The following is an 18,260-nucleotide window of genomic DNA, read 5'->3' as shown; positions in this document are numbered from 1 at the left end:
GGTTATCTCCGTCCATGGCGAGTCCATGGACGGAGGATTTAACACTCAAAGGGATAAAACGCTCAAATCCAGGTAATGCCCCAACGCTTGTCGTTCAGGTTCAGGCAGATGTGGGATCTCGCCCAATAACGGTGCAGGCAACCTGCGGCGCAGCGTAGTCAGATATTCTTGATGCCGGCGGCCCGGCGCACTGACGTCATTGGCAATCCAGCCGACCAGCGACAGCCCTGCCTGCTGAATCGCCTGCGCGGTCAGCATTGCATGGTTAATGCAGCCCAGTTTAATACCCACCACCAAAATCACCGGCAGCTGTTCCTGCTGTACCCAGTCCGCAAAGGTATATTGCTCGCAAAGTGGTGTAAACCAGCCCCCTGCCCCTTCCGTTAGCAGCCAGTCTGCTTTCTGTTCCAAATGACGTAATCCAGCAGAAAGCTGCGCCAGTTCGATCGGTCGGCCTTCATCAGCGCTGACAATATGCGGTGACGTCGGTTCGGCAAAAACGTAAGGGTTCACTTCGTGGTAGCTCAGCGCCACCGCACTGTTAGCCTGCAATGCCAACGCATCACTGTTGCGCAATCCCTCGTCAGTCATTTCACTGCCGGAAGCCACCGGCTTGTAACCCGCAGTGCGGTAACCCGCCAGATTGGCGGCCTGCAGCAAGGCACTGCTCGCCACCGTTTTGCCGACTTCGGTATCGGTCCCGGTGACAAACCAACGCTTAATCACGATAAATTACTCCATAAACCAGATGATAACTCAGCGGAAATAGCCCATGTTGACAGGGGTAGGCCGCCTGTAAGGCCGCAAGCCGCCGGCGAGACAGCAGCCCGGCCTCGCGGCCTTGATGCAAATGGGTCGCCCCGATCCCTTTGAGCGATCGCATCAGCGCCATGACATCCGGATAGTTCAGGGTTTGCCATTCCACGTCCAGACGGTGACGATAGTCTGCACAGGCCGACGCGATCTGCGCCAACGGCAGGAAATCATTCACATGGCGTTCGCCGTCCACCTGCTGCCAGGCGTCGCCTAACTCACGTAACGAGCCAGCCGCCAGGGTTGAAAACAGAATCATGCCGCCTGGGCGCGTGACGCGGTATAACTCCGCTAACGCACGCGGCAGATCGTTGCACCATTGGACGACCAGGCTGCTAAAGCACATATCCACTGCCTCCGCGGGAAGCGGTACGTTTTCGATATCCCCCAGCAGGTAATGATCCGCCGCCTGTTGCTGGCGAGCAAACGCCAACATGCCCGGAGCCAGATCGAGCGCAGTGACCTGTTTGCCCAATGCACGCCAACGACGGCTGAAGTGACCGGTGCCACAGCCCGCATCGAGCAATTGCTCACCGCGGTGCTCCTGCCCCATCCCCAGCAAGCGCTCACCAACATCACGTTGCAACACCGCTGCAGCGTCATAACTGCCCGCCGCACGGCTGAAAGCCGAGGCTACGGCGTGCTTATTAACCGGCTCAAACGCTGACGTCATGCAATACCTCCAACAACCGGTCAATATCCTGCGCTTGATGTGCCGCCGTCAGGGTAATGCGCAGACGCGCGCTACCTGGCGGCACCGTTGGCGGACGGATAGCACTCACCCACAGGCCTTGCGCACGCAAGTGCTGTGCCAGATCGAGTGCACGCTGGTTATCGCCAACCAGCAGCGGCTGAATGGCAGTAACCGACGCCGTCAGGGTAAGCGATAACTGAGCTGCCCCCTGGCGGAAACGTTGAATGTTGTCCTGCAATCTGGCGCGTAGTTCGTCGCCCTGCTGGATGCAGTGCAAAGCCGCTTGCAGTGCGCAGGCCTGTGCCGGTGGCATTGCCGTGCTGTAAATCAAATGGCGGGCAAACTGCAGCAGGTATTCGGCCGTGGCTTCATCGCACAGCACGGCTGCCCCACTGAGGCCAAAAGCTTTGCCAAAGGTGACCACCAGCAATTCCGGTCGCACCCCTTGCTGCCAGCAACTGCCACGCCCTTGTTCACCCTGAACGCCAATACCGTGCGCATCGTCGACCATCAGCCAGGCGCCCGCTTGGCGGGTCAAACGTTGCAGCTCTACCAATGGCGCACTGTCACCGTCCATGCTGAAAACGCCTTCAGTGACCGCCAACGTTTGGCCACCGCAGGATTTCGTCAGCAAATCGGCTAATGCTTGCGGCTGATTGTGGCGGAAACGCCGCAACTGGGCGGGAGAATGCGCCGCGGCTTCCAACAGCGAGGCATGGCTAAGGCGGTCCGCTAAAATGCGGTCCTCTGCTTGCATCAACGCCGCAAGCAGTGCCTGATTTGCGGCATAGCCAGAAATAAACAGCAGCGCACGGGGATAGCCGAGCCATTCCGCCAATTGTTGTTCCAGCACCTGATGCGCCGCAGAGAACCCCGTTACGTGGCCAGAGCCGCCAGAGCCGACACCATACTGCTGCGCGCCCTGCTGCCAGGCGGCGATCACTCGCGCGTCCTGGCTCAGGCCAAGGTAGTCGTTGCCGGAAAAATTTAGGTAGCGCTCGCCGTTAAGCTGAATATGGCGGCTATTGCCGCCCTGATTAACCTGCCGGCGCCGATAAGCAGCACTCTGTTGCCGCTCATCCAGCGCCTGTTCAATTCGTTGTTGCCAGCTCATTACAGCGCCGCGTTATAGAACTCAGCGGTATCGGCCTGCATCAGTCGTGCAGCCAGCACTTCTTGTTGCTGGTTGTCGCCATGCTCGGTTTCGGTCTGCTGCGGGTTCAAGCCCAGCTTACGGAACAATTGCAGATCTTTATCCTCTTCCGGATTAGGTGTCGTCAGCAATTTACAGCCATAGAAGATGGAGTTGGCACCAGCCATAAAGCACATCGCCTGGGTTTGCTCGTTCATTTGCTCACGCCCGGCAGAAAGGCGTACGTATGAACCCGGCATCATGATGCGTGCAACTGCGATAGTGCGGATAAAATCAAAAGGATCGACGTCTTCGTTGTCCGCCAGTGGCGTACCTTTTACCTTCACCAACATGTTGATCGGCACACTTTCAGGCGGGGTTGGCAAATTGGCCAACTGCACCAACAACCCGGCGCGGTCGCGAACCGTCTCGCCCAACCCAACAATGCCGCCAGAACACACTTTAATGCCCGCTCCGCGTACCTTGCCCAGCGTATCCAGACGTTCCTGGTAGCTGCGGGTGGTGATAATGCTGCCGTAGAATTCCGGCGAGGTGTCCAGGTTGTGGTTGTAATAGTCCAACCCCGCCTCTGCCAACCGTTCCGCCTGGGTGCCGTCCAGCGTGCCCAGCGTCATGCAGGTTTCCATGCCCATCGCCTTCACCCCTTGCACCATCTGTTGCAAGTAAGGCATATCGCGCTCATGCGGGTTTTTCCACGCCGCCCCCATGCAGAAACGCGTCGACCCATTCGCCTTGGCCTTACGTGCAGACTCCAGCACCTGCTCCACCTGCATCAACCGTTCAGACTCCAGGCCCGTTTTGTAACGTGAACTTTGCGGGCAATATTTGCAGTCTTCCGGGCAGGCACCTGTTTTGATTGATAACAGCGTGCTCACCTGCACCTGACGCGGGTCAAAATGCTGGCGGTGGACAGTCTGTGCTTCAAACAACAGCTCAAGCAGGGGTTTATCAAACAGGGTCTGGGCAAGACCCACTGTCCAGTGAATGCGATCGGCCATCACGGCGTCTCCAAAAATGAAAAAAGTGTCGTCAGTTTAGATATTGTGGATATACTGTCAACCATTACGAAAACGATTTGGTTTACAAGTATGTCTATCACTGCTGCCGACCTCGAATTTGACCAGCGCCACATTTGGCACCCGTACACGTCAATGAGCCATCCGCTCCCCTGTTACCCCGTAGAGTCCGCCAGCGGCGTTGAGCTACAACTGGCAGATGGCCGTCGTTTGGTTGACGGCATGTCTTCCTGGTGGGCGGCAATCCACGGCTATAACCACCCACAACTGAATCAGGCAGCCACGCAGCAGCTGGAAAAAATGTCACATGTGATGTTCGGTGGCATTACCCATCCCTCTGCGATTGCTCTGTGTCGCAAGCTGGTGGATATGACGCCGGAAGCGTTGCAGTGTGTGTTTCTGGCCGATTCCGGTTCGGTGTCGGTGGAAGTCTCGCTGAAGATGGCGCTGCAATATTGGCAGGCGCGTGGGGAAAAGCGGCAGCGTATTCTGACCCTGCGGCATGGCTATCACGGCGATACTTTCGGTGCGATGTCGGTGTGCGATCCTGACAATTCAATGCACAGCCTGTACCAAGGCTACCTCGCGCCACACCTGTTTGCTACTGCGCCGCAATGCGGTTTCGACCAAGCCTGGGATGAAAATGATATCGCGCCGTTCGCCGCGCTGTTGGAACAGCACGCCGGAGAAGTGGCCGCGGTGATCCTGGAGCCCGTGGTTCAGGGAGCCGGTGGCATGCGTATTTACCATCCGACCTACCTCAAGCGAGTCCGTGAACTCTGCGATCGCCATCAAGTGCTGCTTATTGCCGACGAAATCGCCACCGGCTTCGGGCGCACGGGCAAACTGTTCGCCTGTGAGCATGCCGACGTGGTGCCGGATATTCTGTGCTTGGGCAAAGCGCTGACGGGCGGCTATATGACGCTGTCCGCCACCCTGACCACCCGCCATGTGGCGGAAACCATCAGTAACGGCGCGGCAGGCTGCTTTATGCACGGCCCCACCTTTATGGGTAACCCGCTGGCCTGTGCGGTGGCCAACGCCAGCCTGTCACTGCTGGCGGAAAATCGCTGGCAACAGCAGGTCGCCGCTATCGAAACCCAGTTGAAACAGCAGCTATTACCGCTGAAGTCACTGCCAAAAGTGGCGGATGTGCGAGTATTGGGGGCTATCGGCGTGGTGGAAATGCGTGAATCCGTAGATGTGGCACAGCTACAGCGTGGGTTCGTTGAACGTGGCGTGTGGATCCGGCCATTCGGTAAACTGATTTATTTGATGCCGCCATACATCATTGAACCCGATCAGCTCAGCCAGTTGACCTCCGCCATCACGGCAGCGGTGCAGTAATCGATTCCCAATGCTGGTCCAAATAGCGGGCCAGCATCACCAGACATAACACCCACAGCGCAATAATCATGGCTGCCGCCATGCGGCCGGTAGGATTATCGATACGCCGCTGTGCTTTCTCACGAAATTCCGCCATCAGTGGCCGGGGGATCAGGCGTACCGCCAGCATGATGCCCAGCGGCACGATGATCACGTCGTCCAGATAGCCCAACACCGGGATAAAATCCGGGATCAGATCGATAGGCGACACGGCATAACCCGCAACCAACAGGGCAATCAATTTTGCATACCATGGCGTGCGCCGGTCACGGGCCGCCAACCACAGTGCATAAATGTCGCGCTTAATGCCCTTGGCCCAGCGGCGCAGCCAGCCAAACCACGGCGTGCGTTTTTTTAATGAAATCATGGTTACTTTATATCGTTCTGTGAATTGTAGATGTCGAGTTTGTAGCCTCGGCGTTAATTATGGTAACCCATTGGTGACACAGCTGGCGAGATACAATGATGCTTGTGTTGTTCCGGCAAAACGATCTAGCTTAGGGGCTCTGCTTTTACCGACAACTGGGAGTCACCATGGCTTTTCGTTTGTACAGCAACGATCTGCAGGACGGCGCAAAAATGCCGGAGCCTCAGGTCTTTAACGGCATGGGTTATCACGGCGATAACCTGTCTCCGCATCTGGCCTGGGATGGCGTGCCGGAAGGCACCAAGAGTTTTGTGATTTCGGTTTACGATCCCGATGCGCCGACCGGCTCTGGCTGGTGGCACTGGGTGGTCGCCAATATCCCCGCGACGGCGCGCGAACTGCCGCAGGGAGCAGGCTCAGGCAAAGGGGGGTTACCGGCCGGGGCTATCCAGACCCGTACCGATTTTGGTTCCGCCGGTTATGGCGGCGCGGCTCCCCCACAGGGCGAAAGCCACCGCTACCACTTCACTGTACATGCGCTGGATGTAGAAAACATTGAGGTGGATGAGGGCTCCAGCGGTGCACTGGTCGGCTTTAACGTGCACTTCCACAGCCTCGGCAGCGCCACGCTGACGGTGACGTACAGCTGATTTGATTCGGGGCGGATATACCCGCCCCGATGGGAATGTTGGCTCGACATAGATATGATGAAGATGAGACTGCAAAAGCCAATCTACATCACCACCTGTCATACCTTGCGTAATATTCCTTTTCTATACCCCAAATAATTGGAGTTGCATCACAACAAAGCCACGGCTTAGTTGAACAGCGCTTGCGCTGGCCCCAACGGGGCGAGGCTTTGCCGAGTAACGCGGCAAGTTTGTAAATCCCCAGGAGCTTACTCAAGTAAGTGACTGGGGTGAGCAAACGCAGCCAACACAGAGGCAACTTCAAGTATGACGGGTATCTACTATGCTGACCCACATCGGGCCCTTACCTACCGGGTACCGCGCCAGGGTAGTCAGCTTGCCGTTGGCCTGATCGATTTCATACACCCCAATATGATCGGACTTCTGACCGGACGAAATCACAAAGCGCCCACTGTGATCGATATTGAAACCGCGCGGCTGCTCTTCGGTCGGGTGGTAGCCCACGACCGACAGGGTGCTACCGTCTTCGGACACACTGAAAATCGTCAAAATGCTGGCAGTGCGGTCACTGGTGTACAGGAAACGGCCGTTCGGCGTGATATGAATATCTGCCGCCCAGCGGGTGCCATTGAAATCAGCCGGCATAATGTCCAGAGTTTGCACCAGAGTATATTTGCCGCCGTTTTCGCTGATGGCGAACACATCCACTGTGCCATCCAACTCATTGACACAATAGGCATATTTGTCATTGTGGTGGAATGCCATATGACGCGGACCAGCGCCAACGGCAGTCGCTACGGCTTCCTGAGCATGCGGCGTCAAGGTGCCTTGTTGATCCAGATTGAACAGACGGATGCGATCTTCTTTCAGGCAGGGAACCAACAGCAGCTGATTGGTCGGGTCGATATTCGCCGAATGCGGCGCGGTTAAACCATCAATCTGCTGGATAGGGGCCACCACTACGCCGTCATGGCCGATCGGGCTGATGCTGGTGCAGTTGCCGCTATAGGATGCGGAGAACAGGTAACGTCCCTGCAAATCGGTAGAAATATGAGTCGGGCTGCCTGGCAGCGGTGCCATACCGGCCTGTTGCAACGTGCCATCCGCCTCAATGCGGTAGCTGACAATACCGAAAGCCGGACGCACGCCCACATACAGGTGTGTTCTGTCCGGGTGGAACGCCATCGGTTGAACCTGACCGGGGACGTCAACGGTTTGCAACAGTGCTAACGCACCTGTATCGCTGAGCTGCCACACGTGAATTTGTTGGCTCTCCGGGCTGGCGACATAAACGATTTGCTTCATGTGTTCTCCTTGCATAGGGTAAAAGAGAAACCGGTTTCAGGTTTTTCGGTTTCCCCTAGCTTACCTCACATCCGTGACATAACAACCCTGTGTTATAGATGAAATATGTGCGGTTTTATCCATCGCTTATCCGGTGTACCATCGGTTTAATTTTGTTGCTAACGATAATGAGATCCCTATGAGCTACCGCGTCATTGCCCTCGATCTGGATGGCACCTTGCTGGACACCCAAAAACGCATCTTACCGCAGTCACTGGCGGCCCTGGCTGAAGCACGTGCCGCCGGCGTCAAAGTGGTGGTGGTCACCGGTCGTCATCATGTGGCGATCCATCCGTTCTATCAGGCACTGGAGATAGACACCCCAGCAATCTGTTGCAACGGCACCTATTTGTATGACTTCCAGCAGAAAAAAGTGCTGGCTGCCGATCCACTGGAAAAAGATCAGGCTCGGTTGGTACTGCAGATGCTAAAACAAAGCGATATCCATGGTCTGATGTACGTTGACGATGCCATGCTATATCAGGATACGAGTGGCCACGTCACCCGTTCATTAGCCTGGGCGGAAACCCTGCCACCGGCGCAACGCCCAACACTGCTGCAGGTCAACAGCCTGGCTCAAGCAGCCGATGAAGCGCAGTCCATCTGGAAGTTCGCCACCTCGCATGCCGATATTCCTGCGCTGCGCAACTTCGCTGAAACAGTGGAAAAAGAACTGGGGTTGGCGTGCGAATGGTCGTGGCACGATCAGGTCGATATCGCCAAAGGCGGTAACAGCAAGGGGAAACGCCTGCAGCAGTGGGTCGAGTCACAGGGCCTGAGCATGGATCAGGTGGTGGCCTTTGGGGATAACTACAACGATCTCAGTATGCTGGAAGCGGTCGGATTGGGTGTGGCAATGGGCAATGCCGATGATGCCATCAAACAACGTGCCGATTTGGTGATCGCCGATCACCTGCAACCCGGCATCGCCGAGGTGATCCGCACGCGTGTGCTGGGCCAGTAATGATGCCATGCCCTCTCCAAAATAGATGAGAGGGCATTTTCAACGAGCTTCCCGGCTGATAGACACGCTTTTAACCTGTGCATACAGCCACTGTCCCGGCCGGATCGCCAATTCGTCTCGCGCCCATGGCGTAATCCGCGCCCACAGTACGCTTTCCCCTACCGCCAGTTTCACCTCTACCTGCCCATCGACCTCCAGGCACTCGGTCACCTTGGCGGGCAGAACGTTGCGAATACTGCTGTTGACCGGCGGTTGTAACACCAAAGAGACATCGGCGGCATTGATTCGTATACGCAGTTGAGCCCCCAATGCGGCGTCAACACCGCTGACCCACAGGCGTTGGTCACCCAGTGCCAGCGCAGTCATCGCATAGCGCGCATGGTGTTCGATCACACTGACACGCAACACGCTGCTCTGATCTTCACGCTGTAACCACGGACGCAATGCACTGCTGGCCCACACCTCTTCCAGCCCACCGAATGCCCGTACCTGGCCGTTATCCAGCACCATCACCTGCTCCGCTAACTGCAGAATTTCATCCATGCTGTGGCTAACGTAGAGGATTGGGATATTGACGTCCTGCGCCAGTCGCTCCAGGTAGGGTAGCAACTCACGTTTACGCGGCAGATCCAGTGATGCCAAGGGTTCATCCATCAACAGCAGCTCGGGGGCGGTCAGCAAAGCGCGACCAATCGCCACTCGCTGTTTCTCTCCCCCTGACAACGTCAACGGAAGACGATTGAGCAGCGAGCCGATCCCCAAAAGCTCAACAATGCTGTCGAACTGCTTGCGCATGCCAGCTGCCATGCCGTATTGCAGGTTGCCGCGCACCCGGTAATGCGGGAACAGCCGCGCATCCTGAAACACATAGCCAATACGGCGTTTTTCCGGCGGCAGACAAAGCCCCTGATCGGTATCCACCAGCGTACGGCCATTGAGCACAATGCGCCCCTGTTGCAGAGGTGTCAGACCGCCGACGGCGTTGATTAAGGAGGTTTTACCTGCGCCAGACAGACCAAAGATGGCGGTGATGCCCTGGGCGGGCAGATCGGCGCGGACGTTAAGATTCAGATCGCCAAGCCGTTGGGAAAAATCCAGTTCCAGCATTTACACGCCCATCCGTTTGCGACCCCAGCGGGCCAGCCACTCGGAAACCATCAGTGAAACCAGTGACAACACAATGGCAATCACACACAAGCGCGCAGCGGCGGCTTCTGCCCCCGGCGTTTCTATCAGGGTATACATCGCCAGCGGGATGGTGCGCGTTTCACCGGGAATATTGGAAACAAAGGTAATGGTGGCGCCGAACTCGCCCAATGAGCGGGCAAAAGCCAGTACCACGCCAACAATGACGCCGGGTAACGATAATGGCAACGTGATGGTGAAAAACACCCGCCATGGGTTAGCGCCAAGCGTACGGGCCGCCTGCTCTAAACGGGTATCCACCGCTTCCAGCGCCAACCGAATGGCACGCACCATCAGCGGGAATGCCACCACCGCAGAAGCCAAGGCAGCGCCACGCCAACTGAAGCTGAAACTGAAACCGAACCAGTCATACAGCCATTCGCCAATCACGCCGCGCCGCCCCATGGCGATCAGCAATAAATAGCCGACCACCACGGGCGGCAGCACCAACGGCAGGTGAATAATACTGTCCAACAGTGACTTGCCGGGGAAGCGGCAGCGAACCAACACCCAGGCCATCAAAATGCCAAAGGGCAAGCTGCACACCACCGCCAGGGCGGACACTTTCAGGCTCAGCTCTACCGCCTGCCATTCGTACTCACTCAACATCATTTACGCGGGGAGAATCCATAATGTTTGAAAATAGCAGCCGCTTCTGGGCCCTTCAGGTAGCTGTAGAACGCACTAACGGCCGGTGTTTGATGACCTTTAACGATCGCCATCGGGTATTCAACCGGTTTATGGCTGTCTTCTGGGAAGATGGCCACAACGCTGACTTTATCACTGGCTACCGCGTCTGAACCATAAACAATGCCCAACGGCGCTTCGCCGCGCTCCACTAACGCCATAGCGCTACGTACGTTGTTGGCCCGTGCCAGCTTTGGTTCTAATGCGGTCCAGGCACCGAGGTTTTGCAGTGCTTCCTTGGCATAGATACCGGCCGGTACGTGGTCCGGATCGCCCACCGACAGACGGCCCCCATTGAGCAGTTTTGTCCAATCGGTTTGTTTATCGAGCGTAATTTTAGCCTGTTTGGCATCTTTAGCGGCGATCAGCACCAGTTCGTTACCCAACAGGGTATAACGCGTGTCTTTAACCATCTGCTGTTTGTCGATGGCATAGTCCATCCACTGCTGGTCGGCAGAGATAAATAAATCAGCGGGAGCGCCCTGCTCAATCTGACGTGCCAGCGTGGAGGACGAGGCGAATGAAGACACCACCTGGACATCCTTGCCTTTCTGATACTGGGTTGCGATGTCCTGCAGCGCGTTAGTCAGCGATGCTGCTGCAAAAACGGTAATTTTATCTGCCGCAGACGCCTGCATGACCATACCGGATGCCAATACGATACCGCCGACCCACTTAGTCCATTGCTGTTTCATTGTTTTCTCCGCAAGTTAACGTGCATTATCACTCTTCGTTATATAAAAAATAATATAACGTCGCGCAGAAGCTTGTCATGCGGTTTATCGGCAGAGTGGGACATAACTTGAGAAACACCCGCCGAACGGCGCCGACGGGTATAAGGAAGGGGTGGTACTAGGTACGATTCTCTTTAGAATGGCCCACTTTGGAGAAAATGTTGAACACCTCACCCAAACCGTAGATCAACCCGAGAATGATAGCCATCACAATAGGTACCATCACGACGGCGAACAGCAAACTTTCCAATAATTCCAACATGGTAGCCTCACTTAACTGCCCATTGAGCGGTAATGAACACCGCCACGTAATCTCTACTTTAAACCAAAATACAGACTAAAACGTGCTTATTTTAAAGGCTGCACGACATTTGTAACCGGCCAAACGTGCCATTTGTGCAGCGATGCGTCATACCGACTGCCGATAGACGTTATTGAGCAGGATAATAGATCAACGGTGCGGCATAATCGCTAACCGATACCACGCGGGCATTAACAGCATACACGTCGCGAATCGTCTCAGGCGTTAGCACCTGCTGCGGTGGACCAAAGGCATGCAAACGCCCCTCTTTCAACAGCATCAGTCGGTCGCAGTAATTGGCTGCCAAATTCAGATCGTGCAGCGATACCACCACGCTGATACCCAAACGTCGCAGTAAAGCCATAAACTGTTGCTGGTGGGCAATATCAAGGTGATTAGCGGGTTCATCCAGCAGCAGCCATGGCGTTTGCTGTGCCAATGCGCGCGCCAGATGGACGCGCTGCTGCTCGCCGCCCGACAACTGATGCCATTCTCGCTCAGCAAGCGATGACATTCCCACCTGCTCCATTGCCTGTCCGGCAATGCGGTAATCTTTTGCGCTAAATCCCGCCCAACGGCTGGCGTACACCAAGCGCCCAAGCAACACCACGTCCTTTACCGGTATGGCAAAGGCGCTGGGGCCAGACTGCTCGAGGAACGTCATCCGTTTAGCCCGCTCGTGCCCCTTCAACGTGGCAATATCCGTCTCGTGCAGATAAATCCGCCCACGACTGGGCGGGATCAACCCTGCCAACAGTTTGAGTAGCGTGGATTTTCCGCTACCGTTAACGCCCAATACGCCGGTAACCTCGCCGGGACGCGCCTGAAAACTGAGGTCGTCCAGCACCACATGTTCCGGCGTTGACCACCCCACATGTTCAACACGCAACCCGGATACAGCGTTTTCAGCCCTCATGCGTTTATTTTCCGATAGAGCAATGCCAGAAACACCGGGACGCCCAACAACGCAGTCAGTACTCCAACCGGTAATTCACGGGGTGCGAACAGGGTTCTGGCCAGCGTATCTGCTGCAACGGCAAACAGCGCACCGCACAATGCGCTGGCGGGTAGCAACAGCCGGTGGCGCGGTCCAACCAGGAGCCTGGCGACATGGGGAACCGTCAGACCGATGAACCCCACCGCACCGCTGAACGCGACAATCACGGCGGTCAGTGCCATGGTAATGACATACAGCAGCAGCTTCAGTGGCACCACCGCCACCCCCAAAGAGGCCGCGGTCAGGCCTCCGAAAGCCAGTGCGTCCAGCTCCCCTGCCTTCATCCAGCAAATCAATAATGCCACGACCAGCAGCAACGCAATCAGAGCCACCTGCGGCCAACGAGCGTCACTAAAAGATCCCAGCAGCCAAAACATCACGCCGCGAGTGGTATTGGCGTCCGCTTGCCACAGGGTAATCAGCGAGGTCAGGGCAGACAGCAGTTGCGTAACCGCGACGCCGGCCAGAATAAATAATGATGACTCCGCATTCAGAGCGCGCCCGCCGAGCAGTAAAACCAGCGCAAACGCGCCGGCAGCACCGATAAATGCCCCGCCAGATACCGACAGCAAGCCACCACCCACGCCAAAAACCAGCACCAGAACTGCGCCAACACCTGCACCGGAAGAGATCCCCAATACCCAGGGATCGGCCAGTGGGTTGCGCGTCAGCGACTGCAGGAGCGTACCGGCCAGCGCCAATCCGGCCCCCGCTACCGCAGCCAGCAAGGCTCTTGGCATTCTCAGCGACCAGATTATCCGTTGATAGACATCCGTGTTTCCGCAGGCATCAGCAGCTCCGGGGGCAAATAAAATATGCCACGCATCCTGCAGCGATATCGGGGCCGGTCCATACAAAGACGCACCCAGTAAAAACAGCGGTAACGCCAGGGTGAGCATTAACAGCCAGCAGCCCCCAGAGCTTCCCGGCAAGCGAGTGAAACGACGACGTACGGACCCATCCATGTTATTTCCAGCCTGCAATCACGTAGTCATCCAGCCATTGCCAGACCGACCCTGCCTCTTTAAAACCCGCCTGTATCAAACTGGCGACGTGAAAGTCCAATGCTACCGCAGGGGGCACTGGACGCCCGTCGAACAGGCTCTCCCTCTGTTGCTGGTATTGTGCCAACTCAGGCAGTTGCTGCACCTTGGCAAACCACTGATCCCAGTCTTCAACCCCCTCTTGCCACGCCCGCTGTTGTGTCTGGTCATCGTGCTGTTCGGCGAGCGTTTTAATGCGTGGGTGCCGGTGATCAAAACGCTGGTGATCCGCATTCAAAAACACGCCACCGTCGGGCAATAGTTCGACAATGTTACGATACAGAACCCCCAATTGTTCCGGCATTAGCCAGTGCAGTGCGGTACTGGAAACCGCCGCTTGCGGTGCGGAGCCACCTAGAGATGCAAAACAGTCAGGATCGGCGAGATCGGCCTGAAGGATACGGACCCGATCGCCGTATTCCGCTAAGGCGCCACGGGCAATTGCCAGCAATAATGGATCTAAATCCATTGCCGTCACCTTGGCTCTCGGGAAGCGTTGAAGGATGCGCAAGCTGAGTGAACCTGGCCCACAGGCCAGATCCAGCACATGAAAATCCTGGCCTACCGAGAGTTCCAGTACATCCAACTGTGCACTGAAACGCGCTTCCCGCTCGGCGATGTAGGCACCTTGTTGTTGATCCCATGAGGCCAGCAGTGAAGAGAATGAAAGGGAGGACATATCAGGGTTCCTTGTTGGGAATGGGCAATGGTGAGACCTGTTGCTGCAGGCCCTTGATTAAACGGTGCAAAGCCGGAACCGTACGGACCGAAGGATCCAGGTCATAACCGGGCAAAATGACGTAGCGTTTTTGTCGCACGGCACGCAAAGTTGCCGTTAACGGGTGATGTTCTAAAAAATAGATTTTGTCTTTGGCGCTGTCGCCAAGGCCACCGCGGGGCAAATCGCCAAGTACAATCACATCAGGATCGCGGGCAGCGATGGTCTCCCATGAGACGGTAGGCCAAAGTGCAGCCAGATCGGCAAACAGATTTTCGCTGCCGACTTCCCGGGTAAGCAGCGCCGGAGCTCCGCAGCACCCTGCCACATATGGGGTTTGAGTACCGGCATACCACCAAAGCAGCCGCTGACGAGGAAGTGACGCCGCCTGTTGCCTGAGTTCCCGCAGCCGATCTTGCTGATGCTGGATTAAGGTTTCGGCGTCGCGAGTGACGTTAAAAATGCGGGCAATCTCTCTCAATTCGGCGAAAATGCCGTCAAAGCTCGCTGTTGAAGTTGTCGCGCTTTGTTGCCCCCCGCAGACATTGGGCGAGAGATACGTCGCTATCCCCCACTTTGTCAGCCGTTCGCGATTCGGGGCTTCCGGGCTGTTAAGCCAGTAGTAGCTGGCCGAGTAGACAAAATCCGGGTTCAATAACAACAAGGACTCCGCCGCAGGTGGCGCGGTGGCCGACAGCTTACTCAGTGCCTTATTCCATCCTGCGGGCGCCGGAGAGGACACAGTATCCTGCGCGTAGTCATAGCCAATAATGCCAACAACGTGCGCCACGACTCCCAGAGCCAGCATATTTTCCAGCGCAGGGTTCGCGTACACCAACACGCGTTCAGGCACCGAAGGGTAACGGTATTGTTGGCCACAGTTGCTTAGCGTCACAGGCGTAGCCTGTGCCAGCGTGCTCATCACCAGCCCAAGTGCGCACAGCAGGCGGATTATCGATGGCATGGCGCTATCAGAACCTCACCGAAATAAAGCTTTCATACGTACGCGACGGCGCAATCAGCACCTGATCCGGGTAGGTGCGCTGGTAGGCGTACAGTTGGTTGGTCGCATTTCTGATACGAACGCCCAGGTTAACGATTGGGGTTAATTGATAGTCTGCTGCCAGATCGAGCGTGGTGTAGGCTGGCATTTTGCGCTGGTTGGCATCGTCGTTATAGCTGCTGCCTACGTAGCGCAGCGATGACGTAAGCCCTAATGACTCCGTCGGTTTGTAACGCGCAGTGAGGTTGGCGGTCCAGTCAGGAATGTAAGCCGGACGATTGCCGTTATAGCTGCGCAACGGGCTACCGCCACGGTATTCATCGTAACGAGCGTGGGTATAGGCCGCATTGGCAGCCAGTTCCCATTGCCAACTTGGCCGCAGCATCACGCTTAACTCAACGCCGCGCGAGGTCTGCCGCCCGACAGCATTCAACGTATCCGGTTGTTGTGCGTTAGGCACAAACAAGTTGTCCTTGCGCAGCTCGTATAACGCCAGCGTGGCTTCCCCCTTGTTCGCCCAAAACTGGCCCTTGGCACCCATTTCCCACTGGCGCGCTCGAGTTAACGGCAAACCGGTTTGTGCCGGGCTTAAAAAGAACAGATCGTTGCCAGGTTCCTGACCCGTGGTGTAGTTAGCGTAGACATTAAGGTTGTCGGTTAGCGCATAGCTGGGCCCCAGACTCCAGACGCTAAACGCGTAGGTGTGCTCATGGCTTTCTTCTTGTGGGCTTTGGAAATGCCAATCCATCAGCATGTGGTTGTAACGCAGCTGCCCCAGCAAGGTTAAGCGCTCAGTCAGGCTGAAATGATCTTCCAGGAATCCCGCGTACTGGTTTTGCGTGACGTGACGAACAGGAGAACGCTGAAGATCCGTTCCCTGCGAGAAGTCCTCACTGACCGGCGTTAGCAGCGAAACGTCCTCAGAACCGGGAAACCCGTTGGAGTAGTACTGGAAGCGCCTTTTGCTTACATCAACACCGATCACCAACCGGTTGTCAAAACCGCCCAGCGGCCGATCGAATACCAGTGAACTGCGGTTGCCTATCAGATCATCATCGTGGGCCAACGCCCCGAAAGAATCACGGTTTACATAGCCGGGTTGGGTCGCGGCAGATGTACGATAACGTTCTACATTGCGCCATTCACGAAAACCGCTGTAGTAATAGAACTGATTATGCAGCTCGATTTCCGGGGTGGTGAACCAGTCCAAACTGGCCTGGAAAGACGTCGCATTGCTCTGAATCCGGCTGTCAGTCAGGTTGTTGTAGTTGATATCGCGCAGCTCGCGTGCAATGCGCCCGTCCACCAGCGGTGTGCCGTAGTAAGGATTGGTCGTGCGGTTAAGCATGCGATCCAAACTCAGCGTCAGCAGGGCATTTTCTGTCAGTTTAAACAGCAATGAGCCGGATACGCGTTTCTGCTTATCGCGTTCATATTGCACGTTGGTACCGTTGTCGTTACCGCTGACATCCAGACGATAAGCTGCCACATCATCCAAAAGCGTGCCGCCAGAACCAAAATGTAAACGCTGGCTGTTGTAACTGGCTAAGCCGTAGTCGAACTCAACAGGCTGGCGGCTAAACGTTGGCTGGCGTGACACCAGATTGACGCTACCGCCGGCTGCGCTCAGGCCATTGAGCACCGAGCCGGGGCCGCGCAGCACCTCAACACTGTCGTAGTGCGACGGATCCGCCAGTTGGATCGTGCTGCCGGGCGTTTCAACACCGTTATACAGCCAAGACACCGGCCTAAAACCACGTAGCGAAAAGTTATTACTCAGCGTAGGTGATGCCACGCCAGACATACCGGTTGCGTGTTCGACCACGTCAGCCAGCGTTTTGTCCCCACGTTGCGCAATAGCCTGGTGGCCGATCACATCCACACTGCGCGGCATTTCCTTGTTGGTCAGTCCCAAACGTGAGGCCGCGTGTGTGACCGACGCCAAGGCGCTGTAGGTTCCTGGGGACGCAGTTGAAGCTTCTACGGTAACGCTGTCTTCACAGCCTGGTGACGCGTCTGCTTTGTCGCAACCGTTGACGGCGCCCAGAGCGACACCCGAGAAGAGAAAAAAACCCGAGGCAATCAGACGATAAAGTGATTTTATTGGCGTGACGAAACGCCGGCGTGCAACACTCATTTACAGCATCCCTGTGGTGAAATAAAAACGTGGCGAGGCCTAAGGCCATCATTATATTTTTTGTTATGTTATAACATATCGAAACTTGGGCGCCAGTTTTATTGTCCTTGTGCACTCCCCACGACAACTAACGCGCCATCCTTTGGCGCTTTGCCGCTAAATCAGCGACAATAAGACTTTTGCAGCCGACAGGACGCGTTATGCAGGCCGAAATTCTTCTCACGTTAAAACTCCAGCAAAAACTGTTCGCCGATCCACGCCGCATCGCGCTGCTTAAACAGGTCCGGCACACAGGCTCCATTAGCCAGGGCGCAAAACTGGCGGGTATCAGCTATAAAAGCGCCTGGGATGCGATTAACGACATGAACCAGTTGGCGGAGCAGACTGTGGTTGAGCGTGCGACCGGGGGGAAAGGCGGTGGCGGTGCGCAGGTGACCCATTACGGTGAACGTCTGATCCAGCTTTACGACCTGTTGGGGCAGATCCAGCAAAAAGCCTTCGATGTGTTGCAACAAGACAACCTGCCGCTCGACAGCCTATTGGCGGCCATCTCGCGTTTCTCGTTGCAAACCAGTGCGCGTAACCAGTTCTTTGGCACCGTGATAGGACGCGATCACCAGAAAGTACAACAACATCTCGATATCTTGCTTAACGACGGCAAAACGCGTCTTAGTGCGGCGATAACCCAGCAGAGTGCCGATAGACTGCAACTCTCCCCCGGTAAAGACGTGCTGGCGTTGATTAAAGCCCCTTGGGTAAAGCTGAATACCGATCCCGCGTTGGCGGGGGCCGCGGACAACGCGCTGGAGGGCGTGGTAGCCAGTATCCAGCCAGGCACCGATCATAGCGAAGTGCTGGTCACGCTGACGGGCGGTGAAACCCTGTGCGCCACAGTAGCCAATCCAGAGTTGCAACAACTTAAATTACGCCCCGGCAGCACAGTACAGGCCTTGTTTAATGCCGATCGCGTGATCGTCGCGACGTTGTGTTAAACGCAACGTTACGTTGCATTTTTGCCGATTGACATCGCCTTGCAATGCGCCTATTTCTAAACAAAATAATTGCATA

19 protein-coding genes are annotated in these 18,260 nt (G+C 56.1%); 4 read left to right on the top strand and 15 right to left on the bottom strand.

Features of this window, described 5'->3' with window-relative positions:
• Nucleotides 1-45 precede the first annotated feature (45 nt).
• Genes bioD through bioB form a run of 4 tightly spaced genes read right to left on the bottom strand, consistent with a single transcriptional unit; the run spans nucleotide 46 to nucleotide 3,658 of the window.
• A complete protein-coding gene (bioD, locus tag AC2FCQ_RS13945) occupies nucleotides 46-726 on the bottom strand; it encodes a dethiobiotin synthase (protein ID WP_404760135.1) in 681 nt (226 codons plus the stop codon).
• A complete protein-coding gene (gene bioC, locus AC2FCQ_RS13940) occupies nucleotides 719-1,486 on the bottom strand; it encodes a malonyl-ACP O-methyltransferase BioC (RefSeq protein ID WP_265554262.1) in 768 nt (255 codons plus the stop codon). The genes bioD and bioC overlap by 8 nt, the downstream gene beginning before the upstream one ends.
• Nucleotides 1,470-2,621: an 8-amino-7-oxononanoate synthase gene (gene bioF, locus AC2FCQ_RS13935; RefSeq protein WP_209632192.1), complete on the bottom strand. Its 1,152-nt coding sequence runs from the start codon at nucleotides 2,619-2,621 to the stop codon at nucleotides 1,470-1,472. The genes bioC and bioF overlap by 17 nt, the downstream gene beginning before the upstream one ends.
• Nucleotides 2,621-3,658, bottom strand: a complete 1,038-nt coding sequence (bioB, locus tag AC2FCQ_RS13930) for a biotin synthase BioB (RefSeq protein WP_209632191.1) — start codon at nucleotides 3,656-3,658, stop codon at nucleotides 2,621-2,623. Before bioB ends, bioF begins: the two co-directional genes overlap by 1 nt.
• 90 nt (nucleotides 3,659-3,748) lie before the next feature.
• On the opposite strand from bioB, the gene bioA reads away from it, so the two are divergent.
• Nucleotides 3,749-5,023 (top strand): adenosylmethionine--8-amino-7-oxononanoate transaminase, encoded by a 1,275-nt coding sequence (gene bioA, locus AC2FCQ_RS13925; protein ID WP_490308581.1) that lies wholly within the window; start codon nucleotides 3,749-3,751, stop codon nucleotides 5,021-5,023.
• Here the strand turns inward: bioA and AC2FCQ_RS13920 are convergent.
• Complete coding sequence (locus AC2FCQ_RS13920) at nucleotides 5,004-5,429, bottom strand: YkvA family protein (protein WP_209632189.1); 426 nt, start codon at nucleotides 5,427-5,429, stop codon at nucleotides 5,004-5,006. The two genes, bioA and AC2FCQ_RS13920, sit on opposite strands and share 20 nt — an antisense overlap.
• Nucleotides 5,430-5,596: 167 nt before the next feature.
• Between AC2FCQ_RS13920 and AC2FCQ_RS13915 the strand changes: the two genes are divergently transcribed.
• Entirely contained in the window at nucleotides 5,597-6,079 is a 483-nt protein-coding gene (locus AC2FCQ_RS13915) for a kinase inhibitor (protein WP_209632188.1), read from the top strand.
• 300 nt (nucleotides 6,080-6,379) lie between these two features.
• Here AC2FCQ_RS13915 and pgl read toward each other — a convergent pair whose 3' ends face one another.
• Nucleotides 6,380-7,384 carry a 6-phosphogluconolactonase gene (pgl, locus tag AC2FCQ_RS13910; RefSeq protein WP_490308582.1) on the bottom strand — a complete coding sequence of 335 codons (1,005 nt, stop codon included), beginning with the start codon at nucleotides 7,382-7,384 and terminating at the stop codon, nucleotides 6,380-6,382.
• 178 nt (nucleotides 7,385-7,562) lie between these two features.
• Here pgl and AC2FCQ_RS13905 point away from each other — a divergent pair, with 178 nt between their 5' ends.
• Nucleotides 7,563-8,387, top strand: coding sequence for a pyridoxal phosphatase (locus AC2FCQ_RS13905; RefSeq protein WP_209636192.1), 825 nt, complete (start codon nucleotides 7,563-7,565; stop codon nucleotides 8,385-8,387).
• A gap of 39 nt (nucleotides 8,388-8,426) precedes the next feature.
• Here AC2FCQ_RS13905 and modC read toward each other — a convergent pair whose 3' ends face one another.
• From modC to AC2FCQ_RS13860, 9 genes are all read right to left on the bottom strand, one after another.
• Entirely contained in the window at nucleotides 8,427-9,494 is a 1,068-nt protein-coding gene (gene modC / locus AC2FCQ_RS13900; protein ID WP_490308584.1) for a molybdenum ABC transporter ATP-binding protein ModC, read from the bottom strand.
• On the bottom strand, nucleotides 9,495-10,184 hold the full coding sequence (gene modB / locus AC2FCQ_RS13895) for a molybdate ABC transporter permease subunit (protein ID WP_209636196.1): 690 nt from the start codon (nucleotides 10,182-10,184) through the stop codon (nucleotides 9,495-9,497).
• Nucleotides 10,181-10,954, bottom strand: coding sequence for a molybdate ABC transporter substrate-binding protein (modA, locus tag AC2FCQ_RS13890; RefSeq protein ID WP_265554280.1), 774 nt, complete (start codon nucleotides 10,952-10,954; stop codon nucleotides 10,181-10,183). The genes modB and modA overlap by 4 nt, the downstream gene beginning before the upstream one ends.
• Nucleotides 10,955-11,111: 157 nt before the next feature.
• Nucleotides 11,112-11,255: an AcrZ family multidrug efflux pump-associated protein gene (locus AC2FCQ_RS13885; RefSeq protein ID WP_037421566.1), complete on the bottom strand. Its 144-nt coding sequence runs from the start codon at nucleotides 11,253-11,255 to the stop codon at nucleotides 11,112-11,114.
• Between the two features lie 169 nt (nucleotides 11,256-11,424).
• On the bottom strand, nucleotides 11,425-12,210 hold the full coding sequence (locus AC2FCQ_RS13880; RefSeq protein WP_490308585.1) for an ABC transporter ATP-binding protein: 786 nt from the start codon (nucleotides 12,208-12,210) through the stop codon (nucleotides 11,425-11,427).
• A complete protein-coding gene (locus tag AC2FCQ_RS13875) occupies nucleotides 12,207-13,256 on the bottom strand; it encodes a FecCD family ABC transporter permease (RefSeq protein WP_490308586.1) in 1,050 nt (349 codons plus the stop codon). Before AC2FCQ_RS13875 ends, AC2FCQ_RS13880 begins: the two co-directional genes overlap by 4 nt.
• A gap of 1 nt (nucleotide 13,257) precedes the next feature.
• Nucleotides 13,258-14,013: a class I SAM-dependent methyltransferase gene (locus tag AC2FCQ_RS13870; protein WP_490308587.1), complete on the bottom strand. Its 756-nt coding sequence runs from the start codon at nucleotides 14,011-14,013 to the stop codon at nucleotides 13,258-13,260.
• Nucleotide 14,014: 1 nt separating this feature from the next.
• The gene (locus tag AC2FCQ_RS13865) at nucleotides 14,015-15,016 is read right to left on the bottom strand and encodes an ABC transporter substrate-binding protein (RefSeq protein ID WP_490308588.1); all 1,002 of its coding nucleotides are present in this window, start codon (nucleotides 15,014-15,016) and stop codon (nucleotides 14,015-14,017) included.
• A gap of 7 nt (nucleotides 15,017-15,023) precedes the next feature.
• Nucleotides 15,024-17,192 carry a TonB-dependent siderophore receptor gene (locus tag AC2FCQ_RS13860; RefSeq protein WP_490308589.1) on the bottom strand — a complete coding sequence of 723 codons (2,169 nt, stop codon included), beginning with the start codon at nucleotides 17,190-17,192 and terminating at the stop codon, nucleotides 15,024-15,026.
• A gap of 200 nt (nucleotides 17,193-17,392) precedes the next feature.
• Between AC2FCQ_RS13860 and modE the strand changes: the two genes are divergently transcribed.
• Entirely contained in the window at nucleotides 17,393-18,184 is a 792-nt protein-coding gene (modE, locus tag AC2FCQ_RS13855; protein WP_209636211.1) for a molybdenum-dependent transcriptional regulator, read from the top strand.
• Nucleotides 18,185-18,260 lie beyond the last annotated feature (76 nt).

Source organism: Serratia sp. CoH_134_PS_4, assembly GCF_058190535.1.
This window is presented reverse-complemented; position numbering and strand designations above follow the sequence as displayed.